The 14,873-nt window shown below is 46.2% G+C and carries 14 protein-coding genes; 8 read left to right on the forward strand and 6 right to left on the reverse strand.

Annotated features, from left to right (window positions below; translation table 11 throughout):
- Positions 1-95 precede the first annotated feature (95 nt).
- The 4 genes from ACKPQ4_RS02300 to ACKPQ4_RS02315 all read left to right on the forward strand — a co-directional run bounded on the left by ACKPQ4_RS02300 (position 96) and on the right by ACKPQ4_RS02315 (position 5,936).
- Positions 96-1,817 (forward strand): arylsulfatase, encoded by a 1,722-nt coding sequence (locus tag ACKPQ4_RS02300; protein ID WP_407679595.1) that lies wholly within the window; start codon positions 96-98, stop codon positions 1,815-1,817.
- A 36-nt stretch (positions 1,818-1,853) separates the two neighbouring features.
- Positions 1,854-3,413 (forward strand): sulfatase-like hydrolase/transferase, encoded by a 1,560-nt coding sequence (locus tag ACKPQ4_RS02305; protein WP_407679596.1) that lies wholly within the window; start codon positions 1,854-1,856, stop codon positions 3,411-3,413.
- Between the two features lie 123 nt (positions 3,414-3,536).
- Positions 3,537-4,850, forward strand: coding sequence for a leucine-rich repeat domain-containing protein (locus ACKPQ4_RS02310; RefSeq protein WP_407679597.1), 1,314 nt, complete (start codon positions 3,537-3,539; stop codon positions 4,848-4,850).
- Between the two features lie 147 nt (positions 4,851-4,997).
- On the forward strand, positions 4,998-5,936 hold the full coding sequence (locus ACKPQ4_RS02315; protein WP_407679598.1) for a leucine-rich repeat domain-containing protein: 939 nt from the start codon (positions 4,998-5,000) through the stop codon (positions 5,934-5,936).
- Here the strand turns inward: ACKPQ4_RS02315 and ACKPQ4_RS02320 are convergent.
- On the reverse strand, positions 5,933-6,607 hold the full coding sequence (locus ACKPQ4_RS02320) for a toxin-antitoxin system YwqK family antitoxin (protein ID WP_407679599.1): 675 nt from the start codon (positions 6,605-6,607) through the stop codon (positions 5,933-5,935). The two genes, ACKPQ4_RS02315 and ACKPQ4_RS02320, sit on opposite strands and share 4 nt — an antisense overlap.
- A gap of 57 nt (positions 6,608-6,664) precedes the next feature.
- Here ACKPQ4_RS02320 and ACKPQ4_RS02325 point away from each other — a divergent pair, with 57 nt between their 5' ends.
- A complete protein-coding gene (locus ACKPQ4_RS02325) occupies positions 6,665-8,278 on the forward strand; it encodes an ABC-F family ATP-binding cassette domain-containing protein (protein ID WP_407679600.1) in 1,614 nt (537 codons plus the stop codon).
- An 11-nt stretch (positions 8,279-8,289) separates the two neighbouring features.
- Here ACKPQ4_RS02325 and ACKPQ4_RS02330 read toward each other — a convergent pair whose 3' ends face one another.
- From ACKPQ4_RS02330 to ACKPQ4_RS02345, 4 genes are read right to left on the reverse strand one after another with little or no spacing between them, the layout of a single operon-like run.
- Positions 8,290-8,895: a YqaA family protein gene (locus ACKPQ4_RS02330; protein ID WP_407679601.1), complete on the reverse strand. Its 606-nt coding sequence runs from the start codon at positions 8,893-8,895 to the stop codon at positions 8,290-8,292.
- Between the two features lies 1 nt (position 8,896).
- Positions 8,897-9,445, reverse strand: coding sequence for a hypoxanthine phosphoribosyltransferase (gene hpt / locus ACKPQ4_RS02335; RefSeq protein WP_407679602.1), 549 nt, complete (start codon positions 9,443-9,445; stop codon positions 8,897-8,899).
- The gene (locus ACKPQ4_RS02340; RefSeq protein ID WP_407679603.1) at positions 9,442-10,308 is read right to left on the reverse strand and encodes a fructosamine kinase family protein; all 867 of its coding nucleotides are present in this window, start codon (positions 10,306-10,308) and stop codon (positions 9,442-9,444) included. Before ACKPQ4_RS02340 ends, hpt begins: the two co-directional genes overlap by 4 nt.
- 18 nt (positions 10,309-10,326) lie before the next feature.
- Positions 10,327-10,794: a low molecular weight protein-tyrosine-phosphatase gene (locus tag ACKPQ4_RS02345; protein WP_407679604.1), complete on the reverse strand. Its 468-nt coding sequence runs from the start codon at positions 10,792-10,794 to the stop codon at positions 10,327-10,329.
- Between the two features lie 109 nt (positions 10,795-10,903).
- On the opposite strand from ACKPQ4_RS02345, the gene ACKPQ4_RS02350 reads away from it, so the two are divergent.
- Genes ACKPQ4_RS02350 through recR form a run of 3 tightly spaced genes read left to right on the forward strand, consistent with a single transcriptional unit; the run spans position 10,904 to position 12,715 of the window.
- Entirely contained in the window at positions 10,904-11,776 is an 873-nt protein-coding gene (locus tag ACKPQ4_RS02350) for an SDR family oxidoreductase (protein ID WP_407679605.1), read from the forward strand.
- Between the two features lie 22 nt (positions 11,777-11,798).
- Positions 11,799-12,107, forward strand: coding sequence for a YbaB/EbfC family nucleoid-associated protein (locus tag ACKPQ4_RS02355; RefSeq protein ID WP_407679606.1), 309 nt, complete (start codon positions 11,799-11,801; stop codon positions 12,105-12,107).
- Between the two features lie 14 nt (positions 12,108-12,121).
- Positions 12,122-12,715, forward strand: coding sequence for a recombination mediator RecR (gene recR, locus ACKPQ4_RS02360; protein WP_407679607.1), 594 nt, complete (start codon positions 12,122-12,124; stop codon positions 12,713-12,715).
- Between the two features lie 21 nt (positions 12,716-12,736).
- On the opposite strand, the gene ACKPQ4_RS02365 is transcribed toward recR, so the two are convergent.
- Positions 12,737-14,873: InlB B-repeat-containing protein (locus ACKPQ4_RS02365; protein ID WP_407679608.1), on the reverse strand; the 2,137-nt coding region annotated here is incomplete at its 5' end.

Below are 14,873 nucleotides of genomic sequence, written 5' to 3' on the forward strand. Positions count from 1 at the left end.
CTTTCCAAGATAGATCATGACCGAATAAAAAAAATCCCAAACAACTTAAATCTTTCATTGCACAACAAAATTTAAAGCATCAAGGTTTAGTGGTGATGAACTTCTTAAAACTTGTTGGATGCTTGTCTTTTATTTCTGGCGTTTTATTGGCTCAACCTCCCAATGTTATTTTGATCATGACTGATGACCAGGGCTATGGGGACTTGGCTTGTCATGGTAATCCGGTCATCCAAACCCCAAACCTGGACGAGTTGCATGCCGAGTCCATCCGATTGACTGACTATCATGTGAGCCCGTTTTGCACGCCCACACGGGCTGCTTTGATGACTGGGAGGTATCCTGCCCGCACCGGTGCGTACCGCACGAGTAGTGGGAGGAGTAATTTGCACCACGATGAAGTGACTATCGCCAATTACTTTGCCAATGCTGGTTACAAGACCGGTTTGATTGCCAAGTGGCATTTGGGAGACAATGCTCCCTGCCGTCCACAGGATCGTGGTTTTCAGGAGGTTCTTTGGCACAAAGGAGGTGGCATCGGGCAGGCACCCGATTATTGGCAGAACGATCAGTTTGATGACGTCTACGAGCGCAATGGAAAGTATGAAAAATTTACGGGCTATGCCACTGATGTGTGGTTTCGGGAATCCATGGCTTTTGTCGAAAGAAATCAGAAAAATCCATTCTTTCTCTTCCTTGCGACCAACGCTCCTCATTCTCCTTACAAAGTTCCCGAAAAATGGGCGACACCTTATCGGGATACCGTAAAATGGAAGTCAGGTGCTGAATTTTATGGAATGATCTCCAACCTGGATCACAATGTTGGACTGCTCCGGAAGAAGCTCGACCAACTGGGTCTGTCCGAAAATACCATCTTTATATTTACCACCGATAATGGCACTGCCAAGGGACGGGGTGGTCCCGGGGCGGAGCAGGGAACCTTTCGCGGATTTAATGCCGGGATGTTTGGGCAGAAATCAACCATTTGGGAAGGGGGGCACCGGGTGCCTTTTTTCATTCACTGGCCGGCGGGCGGATTGGTGGGAGGAGCGGACAGGACAAACCTTACAGCACACCTCGATATCTTGCCCACCCTGGCAGAATTATGCGGTTTGAAACTGGATCCGAGCCGTCATCTCGATGGGACCTCTTTTGCTGATCATTTAACGAATGAAGTGGCTAAGCCCCACCGGGATCATTTGGTTGTCCAGTTACATGGAGGGACCAGGTTTTCGCAAAAGGAGGGCCCCTGGGTCATGTCCTGCGTGCTCGAGGGGAAGTGGCGCTTACTAGAAGGAAAGGCTCTCTATGATGTTTCCAAGGATCTGATGCAACGGCACGATATTTCCGAAAAGCATCCCGCAGTGGTGGCAAGGTTGAGAAAATTATATGAGGCTTTTTGGGAATCAGTCTCCCCGCGGATGACCCCGGTTTGTTTGGATCTGGGAAACCCCGCGGAGAATCCCACTCTGTTGTGTTCACAGGACTGGCGTCTGGAGACTGGCAATCCGCCCTGGAACTTTGCGGAGATTAACCAGTATAAAAAAATCACCGGTCCTTGGCATGTTTCAGTCACCCGGCAGGGCAAGTATCGTTTTACTTTACGCCAGTTTCCCAAAGAGGCGGGCAAGCCCCTGCGAGCCGTACGGGCAAAAGTAAAAATTGCTGGAAAGGAAGCGGTGCAAAAGATCGCAAAGGGAGTACAATTTGTGGATTTTGAATTGGACCTTCCCAAAGGGGAAACCACTTTGGAAACTTTTCTATACACTGAAAAAAATGAAGTGGGTGGTGCTTATTTTACCGAGGTTAAGCTGTTGTAATTTAAATGATTTAAATGGTTGAAAAGGAATGAACTTATGAATCGATGGCGTCATGCGGTGTTCTTTTTTCTTTTTGGATTATCCCTTTTTGCGGAGTCCGTTGGCAGACCGAATATCTTAGTTATTTTATCCGATGATCAACGTGCAGATCACTTGGGAGTAAATGGACACCCGGTCTTACAAACTCCAAACCTTGATAATCTTGCTGAAGAGGGAATGAATTTTCGAAATGCGTTTGCTTCCTCAACTGCTTGTACTCCTAACCGCACGTGTATTTTAACTGGGCAATATGAGCGCAAACACGGAGTGAATTTTAACTCCAGAAGTTCTCTGAAGGAGGAGGCTTGGGAAAGAACCTATCCAATGATGCTCAAAAAAGCGGGTTATTATGTGGGTTATGTGGGCAAAAATCATACGCCGATTGGTAAGAGTGATCGGGGGGTAGGTTATCAAAGTGGAGTGATGGATTGTAGTTTTAACTATTGGTACGGTAACCATAACCACTCGACCTTCTATCCGAAAAGTAAGTTCCCGATTTATGGTAATGCCAAGGTAAATACACAAGTAGAAATATTTACTGAGGGTGCCCTAAATTTTCTGTCTGAAAAAAATGGATTTGCTAGTGCCCGCGAGTTTTTGAAATCCCGCCCGTCGGATAAACCGTTCTGCCTACTCGTCAACTTGAATGTTCCCCACAATAAGGGTACAAGCACGATGCGTTTGTTACCAAAAGATTCTGACCTCTATAAATCTGCTTATCGTGATCATATTGAGGATTTACCCGTCCCTGACACATATCTGGCAGAACATGAAATCAAGCGGCCTAAACTCCCCAATCATGTGTATAACGGGCAATACATTGATAGCTATAATTATGTAAAAAACAGAGCCGACCTAAAGGAACGAATGGTGCGGGTTTGCCAGACAGTAGAAGGGGTGGACCGGATGGTTGGTTCTCTCTTATCTCAACTTAAACAAGATGGAGTGGCTAACAATACAGTGACCTTTTATACATCTGATCATGGAATCCAGCATGGGGAGCATGGACTGGGTGGTAAAGTGTTACTCTATGAGGAATCTCTCCGTGTTCCTATGATCGTACATGACCCCAGGATACCCAAAGAAAGGAGGGCAGGGCAATCCGAAGAATTAGTTGTTTCTATCGATTTAGCACCGACCATTCTCGAACTTGCCGAACTTCCGGTAGATCATGAAATGCAAGGGATGAGCCTCATTCCCCTGATGCATCAAAAAACTGTTGAGTGGCGGATTGATTTTTTTGCGGAAAATTTATTTACAGGACAAAATTACCCACGGATTGAAGCCGTGCGGGAAAAGGAATTAAAATACATTCGCTACTTTCCCCGGTCGCATCGAATTTCTTACCGTAAATTATTAGTTTCTTCGATTGAGGGAGAACCCCCCATATTTGAAGAACTCTATGATTTGTCCAAAGATTCTCATGAGAAAAAAAACCTTGTGGGAGAAAAGAATTATCAAATGGATTTGATACGATTGCGCAAACGATGTCAGGAACTTGTCTTCCAGGCAAAGGGATCGAATATGTATCCAAAGACTTGGCCTTACACGAAATAAGGGTGGATCAGGATTTAATCTTGTCATCTTACGCTGAACTAGCAGGCCGCCTCCCTCCAAATCTTTGCCTTGCTTGAAAATTTGGTCCGAACTAATTTAGTAGATTAAAAGGTAATGAATTAAATGATCTCATCTTGGCGAAAAATTATGGCACTGTCCGCTTTCTTTCTCGGTGCTTATTTGGTTGCAAGCGAATGGATGTGGCACGGTTCTTTTCCCTGGGTTTACTCCCACGAGACCGAGGAATGGGTCTATTGGCGAGCAGGAAAGGATGGAAGGTTTTATCAATGGAGCCAATCCGGGGGAGGTTGGCAGATTTACAATGACGGTTCTGAAACCTGGGGGAGTTTAGTGGCTCCTGATTTAAATGAAACCAAGTGGAGTGCCTGGGAAACAGCCCCTCAAACCTATGGGGGGGCATACACTTTGGAAAAAATTAAAAGTGCCATTCTGAATTCACAAAACTCTCTTGATTTGAGCTATCATCGAATGGTCGACTTAGCTCCTTTGGAGGAAGCCACACATTTGCGCACCCTGCTTTTGTCTGCCAATCAAATATCCAACTTGGATCCTCTCTCCAGTCTTACAAGCTTGGAGGTTTTACACCTTAATTCAAATAAGGTATCTGACCTTTCTCCCCTGAGTAATTTGTTCGAGTTAAAGGAATTAATTTTGGACGATAATGAATTGGATGATTTGACCGGTTCTGACCTGTCTCCACTCGCTGGGCTTACTCGGTTGGTTAAATTAAGCTTGGCCGACAACAAACTTTCCTCCCTTGAACATCTGGGTAATTTAAAGTTGTTGGAAGATTTAAACCTTCGGGGAAATGTTGTTTCCAGCCTTCAAGCCATAAGTAGTTTGACTAAAGTAAAAAACCTCGACCTTGGGGGGAACCAAGTTTTCGACCTATCCCCAATTGGACAAATGGTTGATCTTTCAGTCCTCTATGCTGAGGACAATAACTTTTCCGATATTTCCGTACTTGGAAATCTTAATGGTTTGAAGGAAATAAACCTTTCAAATAATAAAATCCAAGATCTTTCAGGGTTTTCAAATGTTGCTGAGGGTCGCTCCTACCTATGGTTGGCCGATTTTTCAAGAAACGAAGTAACCAGCCTTCAAGGAATTGAAACTTTGAATAACCTGCGAATCCTCGCCCTTTCTCAAAATTCAGTTTCTGATCTTTCTCCCCTCAATCAGATGAGCGAGTTATCAACTCTGTTGATTGACTTTAATCAAGTAAGCATACTGTCCCCAATCAAGGACCTGGAAAATTTGCGTGGATTATATGCCAATAATAATTTGCTCGCAGAGGATCCGTCGGTCATTGAAATGAATCAACTAGCTGAGTTGTACATCTACGATAATAATTTGACGGATAATCGAAAAGTCGAAATTCAAGACGCTTTATCATCAGTTCGTATTGAGTTTTAAGCAATCGATCTATTATACAAGTGCTTGACTTAAGGGAGGGTACAAACTTATTTAAAAATTGTGCGTTTCCTCTTTTTGCTTTTACCCATTTTATTTTGTATTGTTGGGGGTGAGGAAAAAGCCATTTCTCAAGCGAAGTTTTTTCGGATGCTTAAAATTAAACCAACCGAGACGGAGGCGGTTCCTTTTGGTGGTTTAAAAACCGTTGTTTTAGCCCACCGTGCGTTGTTGGAGAAAAAGAAAAAACTGGAGTTTTCCGAGGAAGGAATTCGGAATCTTCGCCCGTTTTCATTTTTGCATGAATTACAATGGTTAAGGCTGTCACAAAACCCGGTAAGCGATTTAACTCCCCTTGCTGGTCTTAAGAATCTTCAGGTCCTTAGTTTGTATGGACTGCCCAAACATAAGAATGCAACCTCTCGGATTTCCGATCTTACGCCGCTGTCAGGGCTCTATAATCTTTGGAGTCTTGCCTTGGACGAGCAATCGATTCGTGACCTTTCTCCGCTTTCCAAACTAGTAAACTTGAGAACCCTGTATGTTACCAGGAATGAGGTGGTAAACCTCAGTGACCTATCTACTCTTAAGCAATTAAAAAGCCTCTTTTTATCTCATAACCAAATTCAAGACATTTCTCCGGTCTCGGATTTAAAACAACTCGAATGGTTGCGCTTATCGTCCAATAAAATTTCCAACCTTTGGCCATTGGTTGATTTAACCATGCTTGAACAAATACATTTGGAACAAAATGAAATTTCCAACCTTGCCCCATTAAAAAATTTAAAACGATTAAAAGAGTTAAAGCTGGGCGGTAACCAAATAACTAATCTCAGGCCTATAAGCGGACTAACTTCTATGCGAGAATTAGATCTGGAAAGTAACAATAAGTTAGAAGATATTTCTCCCTTGGTTGGAATGCGTCAATTACGGGTGCTTAATTTGGCTCATAATCAAATAAGTGACCTCACTCCGTTGATGAATACGCGATCGTTACGGACACTTGTTTTGGTGGGTAATCCCTATGATGAAGAACAGCTCATCCGCTTGCAGTCGGCTTTGCCTAAGTGTGATATCGTTTATCGTTAATTGAAGATTTTACGGGAAGTTTCTATTCCATCCTGGAAAACTCTGAGATGCTCGATTTTTCCATTTTCAAAATAACGAAGAAAGGAGCCATTCCCATTGACCACTCTTGAATCAGGGCAAAGAGAACCGTCAGGTCGCCAGACCTCGATTTCAACAAGGTGACCGGTTTGGTTGAGTGATCGACAGGCAACTTTACCAGTTGAATAGTACTCCAGCCATTTTCCATCGACTTCTCCATCGGTGGTTTGTCCGGTCACTTTATTCCTTCCATTGCCGTGCCAAACCCTGAAGGTTCCTTCCATACGATCTTCCTTCCATTCGATTTCTGTGCGTTTTGTTCCGTTTTCATCCCAGCTTATCCAGCGTGCTTCCCTGCGACCCTTCTTTAAATACCCCATTGTGTACTGGCTTTGATTTGCATCGTTTTGCCTAATCCATCCAGTGTAAGGGATTTCCTCCTGGTCGACATAAAGTTGTAGCATCCCATACATCAGTTTTCTTTCCAGTGTTTCCAAGGGTATAGCTTCCATCTTGGCTTCTTCCAAAACCTTTGGATCTGCTAAGTCTGGAACTGAGCAGGAGCCCAATAATCCCAAGGCAGTCCATAGGACGATATTTCTGATACAAAACTTCAAAGTAAGTAGGTTTTTTCTCAACTTAAACAATTCCATACCTTGTGAAAGGGTAATGTCATTGATCGTACGAGTTGATTTGGATAGGGTTCTCGGATGATTTTTATTCGCGAGGTTACTCTGTCTTATGGGCATAAAAAATTGTTTAACGAAATTTCTGAAACGATTGGGCCACGCGAGCGGATCGCTCTTGTTGGTTCCAATGGGTCGGGTAAAACCACCTTATTACGTTTGTTGATGGGTGAGGCGGTTCCCGATGATGGTGGTATTGAAAAGCCTGACTATGCCACGGTGGGTTACCTGCCTCAGGATGGTGTTCATGCATCCGGTGGGACCGTTCGGGAGGAAGCGGGCAAAGCGTTTTCCGGGGTTGCTGAATTAAAGGCCAAACTCGATGAGGCTGAGGCAAAGCTTGCCGAACTGGATCCGGAGGATGAAGAATTTTACGACCTTATCGATTTAATGGGGGGGTGGGAAACTCAACTTTCCAGTTTTGAGCCAGAAAAAATGAATTCAAGAATCGAAAAAGTCTTGATGGGTATGGGTTTTTCCAAGGAAGATATTGAACGCCCGGTGGAAGAGTTTTCCGGTGGTTGGCAAATGCGCATAGCCCTGGGGAAATTGCTTTTGCAGGTTCCTTCCCTACTTATTTTGGACGAACCGACCAATCACCTGGATGTGGTCTCGCAAAATTGGTTGGAGCATTACCTCAAGGGATACCAGGGCGCGATCCTTGTAATTTCTCACGACCGGGCATTTTTGGAGAATGTAACGGAACGGACCATGGAATTGAAGCTTGGTGCCCTTAATAGTTACAAGGGGAACTATACTTTTTATTTGAAAGAAAGTGCCGCTCGCCTCGAAAGACAGCGCAAAGCACAGGTAAATCAAAGGAAAGAAATTCAAAAGGAAAAGGAATTTATTAATCGTTTCCGGTCTAATATCAAAAAGGCAGCCATGGTACAGAGCCGAATTAAGGCTTTGGAAAAGATGGAAATTATTAAGCCAGAGGCGGAAGAAAAAAAGATTTATTTTCGTTTCCCCCCATCTCCCCCTGCGAGTCAAAAAGTGGTCGAACTTCAGGGCATGACCAAGGCCTACGGGGATAATGTTGTCTTTGATGGGCTGGACTTCCGTATCGAGAAGGGTGACCGTATTGCAGTGGTCGGAGTAAACGGAGCGGGTAAATCAACCCTTGCCCGGGTACTCGCGGGTGTCGAGCCATTCCAAAATGGAGAGCGGGACATTGGGGTTAATACTGTGATCGGTTATTTTGCCCAGCACCAGGCAGAGGAGCTTAATCCTAGCAATGAGGTCTTGGCAGAAGTCGAGGAGGTATGTGAAAATAATCCGGATGCCAATCCACGTGCGGCGCTGGGAGCTCTTCTTTTTAGCGGTAATGATGCCTTTAAAAAAACATCGGTTCTTTCTGGTGGGGAGCGCAACCGTGTGGCCCTCGCTAAATTGTTAATGAAGCCATGTAACTTTCTTATTATGGATGAACCGACCAATCACTTGGATATCCGCAGTAAAGAAGTTTTACAGGAGGCATTAAACTTGTTTGAAGGAACCGCTCTGATTGTAAGTCACGACCGTTCATTTCTTGATGGGGTGGTCAACAAAGTATTAGAAATTTCCACCCGTAAGGCACGGATGCTCACCTGTAATGTTTCCGAGTATATGGAACGTTTGGAAGTGAACGAATTTTAAACGGTCTTTAATTAACGCAAAAGTTTCAGGGCAAGAAAACCACCAACGAGCAGCAGACCGAAGACGAGGGCGAGCAGGTTGAAGTGCTTGTCGATTTTTTCCTTCATCGGTTCCCCGAATTTTGCCACCAGAGCTGCGACCAAAAAGAAACGGGCCGAGCGACTAACCGCAGAGGCTAGAATAAAGGGAAGAAGGGCCATGCCCAAGACCCCGCTGGCAATGGTGAAGATTTTATAAGGAATGGGCGAGAACCCAGCGAGGAAGACCAGGGGCCAGCCCCACTCAGTATACCATTCCTGGATCCTATCGAACTTCTCTGCGGTAAATCCTGGAACATATTGAAAAAACCAAGCGGATGTACTCTCCCAAGCAAAAGCCCCGATGGCATACCCGGCCAAGCCACCAAGTACGGATGCCACCGAGCAGATCAGGGCGAACTTGAAGGCCTTGCGCAAACTTCCCAGGCATAGGGGAATGAGCAGGACATCGGGCGGAATGGGAAAAAAGCTGGCCTCAGCAAAAGAGAGCAACCCTAACCAAAGTCCGGAAAGTTTGCGCTCCGCCAGGGAGAGCGTCCATTCATAAACACGGCGAAGTGGGTTGGCAGATTTTTGCATATCAAAGAGAAGGTTGTGGGGAGCTTTTGGGCAGTACCCCAAGGTAGGGAAGTTCGCGGTAGCGACCAGCATAATCGAGTCCATATCCGACCACGAATTCATCTGCGATCGTAAAGCCCGACCAGTCTGCCTCAAAACCGTTCGCCCGTCTGTCGGGTTTGTCTAGAAAGACACAGGTGCGCAAAGATTTTGGACCGAGTGTGGAGATTTCCTCCGTTGCCCGCTGCATGGTTTTTCCGGTATCGAGAATATCGTCGACCAAGAGGACATCACGCCCGCTAAGGTCAGATTTTAAACTCCCGGTGATTCGGGGGGCCGATTCTGCGGAGGTGGAATTCCCATAACTTGAAATACGCATGCAATCTAACTGAGTGGGCAGGTTGAGTAGTCGCAATAAATCAGCAGTGAAAATGAGGGCGCCATCGAGGATGGAAACGAGCAGGATTTCCCTGCCTGCATAGTGTTGGTTAATTTGCCCAGCGAGGGTAGTCAGGCGTTCTTTAATACGATCTGCGGAAAGAAGAACTTGGGGTCGGGGGAGTTGATTCATGCCTGCTTCAGAAGTTCATTAATACTCGATTGGGCGGAGGATGCATACCCTCCACCAAAAAGGTTGAAATGATTGAGTTCGTGGTAAAGATTGTAGAGGGTTTTACGAACCTTAAAGCCTGATTCCAGGGGGTATTCCTCTTCATAAGCCTGATAAAAAGCAGAGGTAAAACCGCCAAACATATAGGTAAAAGCAAGGTCGGTTTCCCGGTCGCCATAGTAGCTTGCGGGGTCAAAGACAAAGGGCATACCGGCAGAGTCGTAACTGGCGTTTCCACCCCATAAATCTCCGTGGAGTAAAGAGGGGTGGGGGTGATAGGTGGAAAAAAAGGAATCGATCTGGTCGAGTAAATCATTGGCCCCCTCAAAGCGTCTGCCTTTTTGGGCAGCTTGATCAAACTGGTGGGAAAGGCGATGGTCCCTGTAAAATTCTGACCAGTTATTTGATTTTGGATTGGGCTGGGGAGTCGCCCCAATGCAGTTGTCCATTCCCCAACCAAAATAAGCCTGTTCGACGCGGTGCATTTTCGCGAGCAGGGTGCCAAGCTTAGCCTGTCCGGATGGAGAGGTGGTTCCTTCTTTCATAAATTCAAGAACCAGAAAGGCCTTATCTTTCTCCTTTCCATGAGCAATCACTTCAGGCGCATGAATTGTTTGTGTTTCCCGGATCTCAGTAAGTGCCTGTGCCTCTGCCTTGAAAAATGAGAGAAAGGATGCCTGGTTTTTCTTTACGAAGAATTGCCGGCCATCTTTGCCTTCAATACAGGATGCCTCGTTAATACATCCTCCTGCGATGGAGGCAGATGTATGTAGTTGGAAGGGGGAACCAGTGGACTCAGATATGGCTCGCTCGATTGCATTCATGATGACCGAGGCTTTTTACTAAGCAGGTTTTATCTGAATATGTTTGAGGATTTTCTGGCAACCATCATCCATTAAATCGAGTACCTTTTCAAACCCGGATACGCCTCCGTAATAAGGATCCGGCACCTCGCGATCGTCAGTGCTTACAAAGTCACAAAAGGGGCGCATCTTTTTCTTGAGGACAGGGTCGGGAGCAAGTTTACTAACTTCTGAAAAATTAAAATCGTCCATGGTTACAATCAGATCGGCCTTTTGATAATCCTGATCATTGATCATACGGGCAGAACCGGTAATGGTGAGGCCCCGAGCCTGGGCGGCCTGACGCATGCGCGAGTCGGGCGGGTTTCCCTGGTGGGAACCGATGGTACCTGCAGAATCGCAGGTAATCTTATCCGAAAGTCCGCCTTCTTCGAGCAACTTTCGAAAGGTGCATTCAGCCGCGGGCGAGCGGCAAATATTTCCCCAACATACAAACAAAACATGCATAGGGAATAAGGATGTGCCAAGGAATGGGGAGATTTACAAGACGTAAACTTTGGGGGCTGTATAAGTAGGTGGCTTGACATTCCATCCTCTGCCCATTGGATACGCATTCGTGAGTAATTCAGTAATTATTTTTGGATGTGGCTTCGTGGGTATGGAATTGGCCCGCCGATGCATGGAACTGGGATGGTCGGTTTCTGCCTTAACACGAAACCCACAAAAAGTGGCCGAGGCCAAAGATCTTGGCCTACACACAGTACAGGGAAACTTGCATGAAAGTGGTTGGTGGGATGAATTACCGGGTAATTTTGATCATGTGGTCAACTGTGTGGGAGCAGCTTCTCCCAGTATTGATGGATACCGGGATTCCTACCTCAAGGGAATGCACTCGGTGCTTGGATGGATCAAGCAGAATGGAAGCCGGGTAAATAACCTTGTCTTTACCAGCAGCAGCTCGGTTTATCCACAAACCGACGGGAGTTTAGTTAATGAAAAATCTGACACCAGTGGTGTATCCGAGCGTGGTCAAATTCTGGTCAATGCTGAGCAAGCCTGCCTGCATGCATCCGCAGAGCTTGCCAAGAGGCGCAGCGTGATTCGATTTTCTGGACTTTACGGGCCCGGTAGGCATTTGTTGGTCGATAAAATTCGCCGGGGAGACCCGATGTCTGGATGTCCACAACGGATACTTAATCTTATCCATCGAGACGATGCGGCAACTGCCCTGCTTGCTATTCTCGAGGCAGAGGATTTGGTAGATGGAGGAATTTTTAATGCCTGTGATGGACAACATGCAACCCGGGGAGAAATTGCGAACTGGGTGGCGGATCGGGTGGGGGTACAAGCACCCGAGTTCATTGGTGCCTCGGAAGATCATGGTCCGAACCGACGGGTGGAAAATTCCAAAATTAAAAAAGTTTTTGGGTGGGTTCCACAATTTTCTGATTTTCAAACCGGGTACGAAGATTTTCTTGCCAGCGAGTAGTTGAAACCCTTTTATTCAAACCATGCCAGGCGTAGGAAAACTTCTTAAACAAGCACAAAAAATGCAAAAGCTGATGGAGGAGGCACAAGCCAAACTCTCCGAGGAGATTCTCGAGGTCAGTGGTGGTGGCGGTGCGGTCTCTATTAAAATAACAGGCCAGGGAGAGTTTAAGGATTTAAAACTTGATCCAGAATTCCTCAAAGAAGATCCGGAGTTTGTTTCCGAAGCTATTCTTCAGGCAGTTGTCGATGCCGCCGAACAGGCAAAAAAGAAGGGAGACGATGCCATGGGCAGTCTTACCGGTGGCGTGCAAATGCCCGGCTTCTTTTAATCCCATCAGCTAATTTGACTCCGCAGTACCAAGCTTTGGTGCAGGCACTTAAAAGCTTGCCCGGATTGGGATACCGTTCAGCGGAGAAAGTCGCACTCCACTTAATTGTAGAAAACCCGAAGGCCAGCACTGGCCTGGTTGATTGTTTAACCCAGGCGGCTGAAGCTCTGGGACCCTGCCATACCTGTGGGAACTTGGCTGAAAATCAACTTTGCAGCCTTTGTGCTTCTGAGGAGCGGGACAGTTCCCAATTGTGTATCGTGGAGGGAGTGACCGATTTATTCGCCATGGAGAGAGCTGGAATTTTTCGCGGCCTTTATCATGTTTTACACGGAAAACTGGCTCCGGTTCGCGGAGTTGGCCCGGAAAACCTCAATCTTACATCGCTCGAAAACCGCTTGGAGGATGGAAAGGTTAAGGAAGTTATTCTTGCTCTAGGAAATGATATGGAGGGAGAGGCGACTTGCCATTACCTGAATCAGGAAATTTTTGGTAAAAGGGAGATTCAGGTTACCCGAATTGGATTTGGGTTACCCAGCGGTGGTGGGGTGACTTATGCGGATGAAGTTACCTTGAGAAGTGCCTTGGATGGTCGTAAGTCCATGTAAGCATTCTTTGCTCCCCGTAATTTACCAATCTTTCCAACTGTTTGATTGGTAATCAAAAAACCTGGGACCGGTTGTTTCTTCCGAATTTAAATAAATCCAATTTTCAATAGAAGATTGCCACAGAAAATTCTGGCTGAAAATTTCTTTTTGCGTCCATAGCCAGCCAAGTCCTTCCTGCCATATCCAAATTCCTGATTCATCCAGTTGGGGAAAAAGCCAACCTAAGGACCAGTGATAAATCCAACCCGTAGAGCTCTGAAAAATCGATCCTAACCAAGAAGAGAACCAACTGTCATTCAACGCCACTGCTTCAATATACTGAGAAAATTCGGATAAAGAAAAAGAAGCGGTAATTAAGGAGTCCTTGGTTAGCAAAATCCGAGTTTGTGGATTTAGGGGTTCTTCAATGCCCGATCCTAACCAATGGGAAAACTGGTAGCCGGGATTGATGGACGCAGATACCGGGATAGATTCAAAAGCCTGATAAAACCCGCCACCTGTAACCGTGCCCGCATTGCTAAGGTTTTGGAGGACAATAAGTGAGAAATCAACGGTTTCAAAAGTAGCACTCAGGTTACGGTCCTGGGTAATATGAACCGTGGTGGAACTAGCATCGGAGTTGGTTACGCCTAGCCCCGTCCAACCAATAAAGGTGTACCCCGCGTTGGCTGTCGCGGTAATGGATACATTACTATCATACGAAAAAGGATTGGTTCCTGAAAAAGATGCACTTCCACCCAATGATCCATTGAGAGTAAGCGTGTAAGGTAGAGGAGAAAAAATGGCTTCCAATGAAAGATCTTGGGAAACGGTTAAGGACAAGACAGGAGCCAATGGGTCAGGGATTCCCGTGCCATTCCAATAATCAAATTGATAACCGGTGGAAGCCTCGGCAGAAAGATTAGCTTCACTTCCAAATGCATATGTACCTGAACCTGTAACCGTTCCTCCGCCAGGGCTATCCAAGTTAATTAAATAGTTTATGCGGGTAAAATGGGCGGTGATAGTGATGTTTGAATCTAAGATTAAAGAAGTGTTGGAATCTGGAGAATTATTGATTGGGTAGCCTTCCCACCGATCGAAGGAATATCCAGCGATAGGTTCAGCTGAAATTGAAACATTCTGATCTTGTGGATAGTTTCCATCGCCAATGAGTATACCAGAACTTTGAGGGTTTGCTTGCAGGACTAATGAAAAAAGAGATTGTTCGGATTGGGCAAATTGGGCGGTAATTGATTGGTCGCTGTTCATTATTAAAGTCGTGTTTGGGGCAGTAGAATCTGAAATACCTGCACCCACCCATTGAACAAAAGAATATCCTGAATTGGGAGTCGCCGATACATTGACCAATGACCCATGGGGAAAAGAACCACTACCGGTGACTGAACCACCTGATTCAGCGAGTACGGTTAGGTCGTATGAGTTCAGGGAAAAGGAAGCGGAAATAGAACGAGCCTGAGACATATCCACGGTGGTGGAAGGGGCACTGGGATCAGCGATGCCTTCGCCGTTCCATCCGTTAAACGAATACCCAGTGTCTGGGGTTGCGGAAATGGATGGGTTGGTCCCATGGGAAAACGAACCACTACCGGTAACCGAACCACCCGATCCAGCAAGCACGGTTAGGTCGTAGGAGTTCAGGGAAAAGGAGGCGGAAAGAGTACGAGCCTGAGACATATCCACAGTGGTGGAACTGGCATTGGAATCAGCGGTACCTTCGCCGTTCCATCTGTCAAAAGAATACCCAGTGTCTGGAATTGCAGAAATGGATGGATTGGACCCATGGGAAAAAGACCCATTGCCTGTGACCGAACCACCCGATCCAGCAAGCACGGTTAGGTCGTAGGAGTTCAGGGAAAAGGAGGCGGAAAGAGTACGAGCCTGAGACATATCCACGGTGGTGGAAGAGGCATTGGAATCAGCGGTGCCTTCGCCAGACCATCCGATAAACGAATGTCCGGTGTCTGAGGTTGCGGAAATGGAGGGGCTGGACCCATGGAAAAAAGAACCATTGCCTGTAACCGAACCACCAGGTCCGGCGAGTACGGTTAGGTCGTATGAGTTCAGAGAAAAGGAAGCGGAAAGAGTACGAGCCTGAGACATATCCACGGAGGTGGAAGGTGCGTTGGGGTCGACTGCACCATTCCCCGACCATCCG

The sequence above is a fragment of the Candidatus Chordibacter forsetii genome, assembly GCF_964187505.1.
Taxonomy (GTDB): Bacteria; Verrucomicrobiota; Verrucomicrobiia; order Opitutales; family Seribacteraceae; genus Chordibacter; species Chordibacter forsetii.

Excerpts from the sequence above, each read along its gene's own strand:
- ACKPQ4_RS02300 (WP_407679595.1), top strand. The coding sequence starts at position 96 with ATGAACTTCTTAAAACTTGTTGGATGCTTGTCTTTTATTTCTGGCGTT.
- ACKPQ4_RS02305 (WP_407679596.1), top strand. The coding sequence starts at position 1,854 with ATGAATCGATGGCGTCATGCGGTGTTCTTTTTTCTTTTTGGATTATCC.
- ACKPQ4_RS02310 (WP_407679597.1), top strand. The coding sequence starts at position 3,537 with ATGATCTCATCTTGGCGAAAAATTATGGCACTGTCCGCTTTCTTTCTC.
- ACKPQ4_RS02315 (WP_407679598.1), top strand. The coding sequence starts at position 4,998 with ATGCTTAAAATTAAACCAACCGAGACGGAGGCGGTTCCTTTTGGTGGT.
- ACKPQ4_RS02320 (WP_407679599.1), bottom strand. The coding sequence starts at position 6,607 with ATGGAATTGTTTAAGTTGAGAAAAAACCTACTTACTTTGAAGTTTTGT.
- ACKPQ4_RS02325 (WP_407679600.1), top strand. The coding sequence starts at position 6,665 with ATGATTTTTATTCGCGAGGTTACTCTGTCTTATGGGCATAAAAAATTG.
- ACKPQ4_RS02330 (WP_407679601.1), bottom strand. The coding sequence starts at position 8,895 with ATGCAAAAATCTGCCAACCCACTTCGCCGTGTTTATGAATGGACGCTC.
- hpt (WP_407679602.1), bottom strand. The coding sequence starts at position 9,445 with ATGAATCAACTCCCCCGACCCCAAGTTCTTCTTTCCGCAGATCGTATT.
- ACKPQ4_RS02340 (WP_407679603.1), bottom strand. The coding sequence starts at position 10,308 with ATGAATGCAATCGAGCGAGCCATATCTGAGTCCACTGGTTCCCCCTTC.
- ACKPQ4_RS02345 (WP_407679604.1), bottom strand. The coding sequence starts at position 10,794 with ATGCATGTTTTGTTTGTATGTTGGGGAAATATTTGCCGCTCGCCCGCG.
- ACKPQ4_RS02355 (WP_407679606.1), top strand. The coding sequence starts at position 11,799 with ATGCCAGGCGTAGGAAAACTTCTTAAACAAGCACAAAAAATGCAAAAG.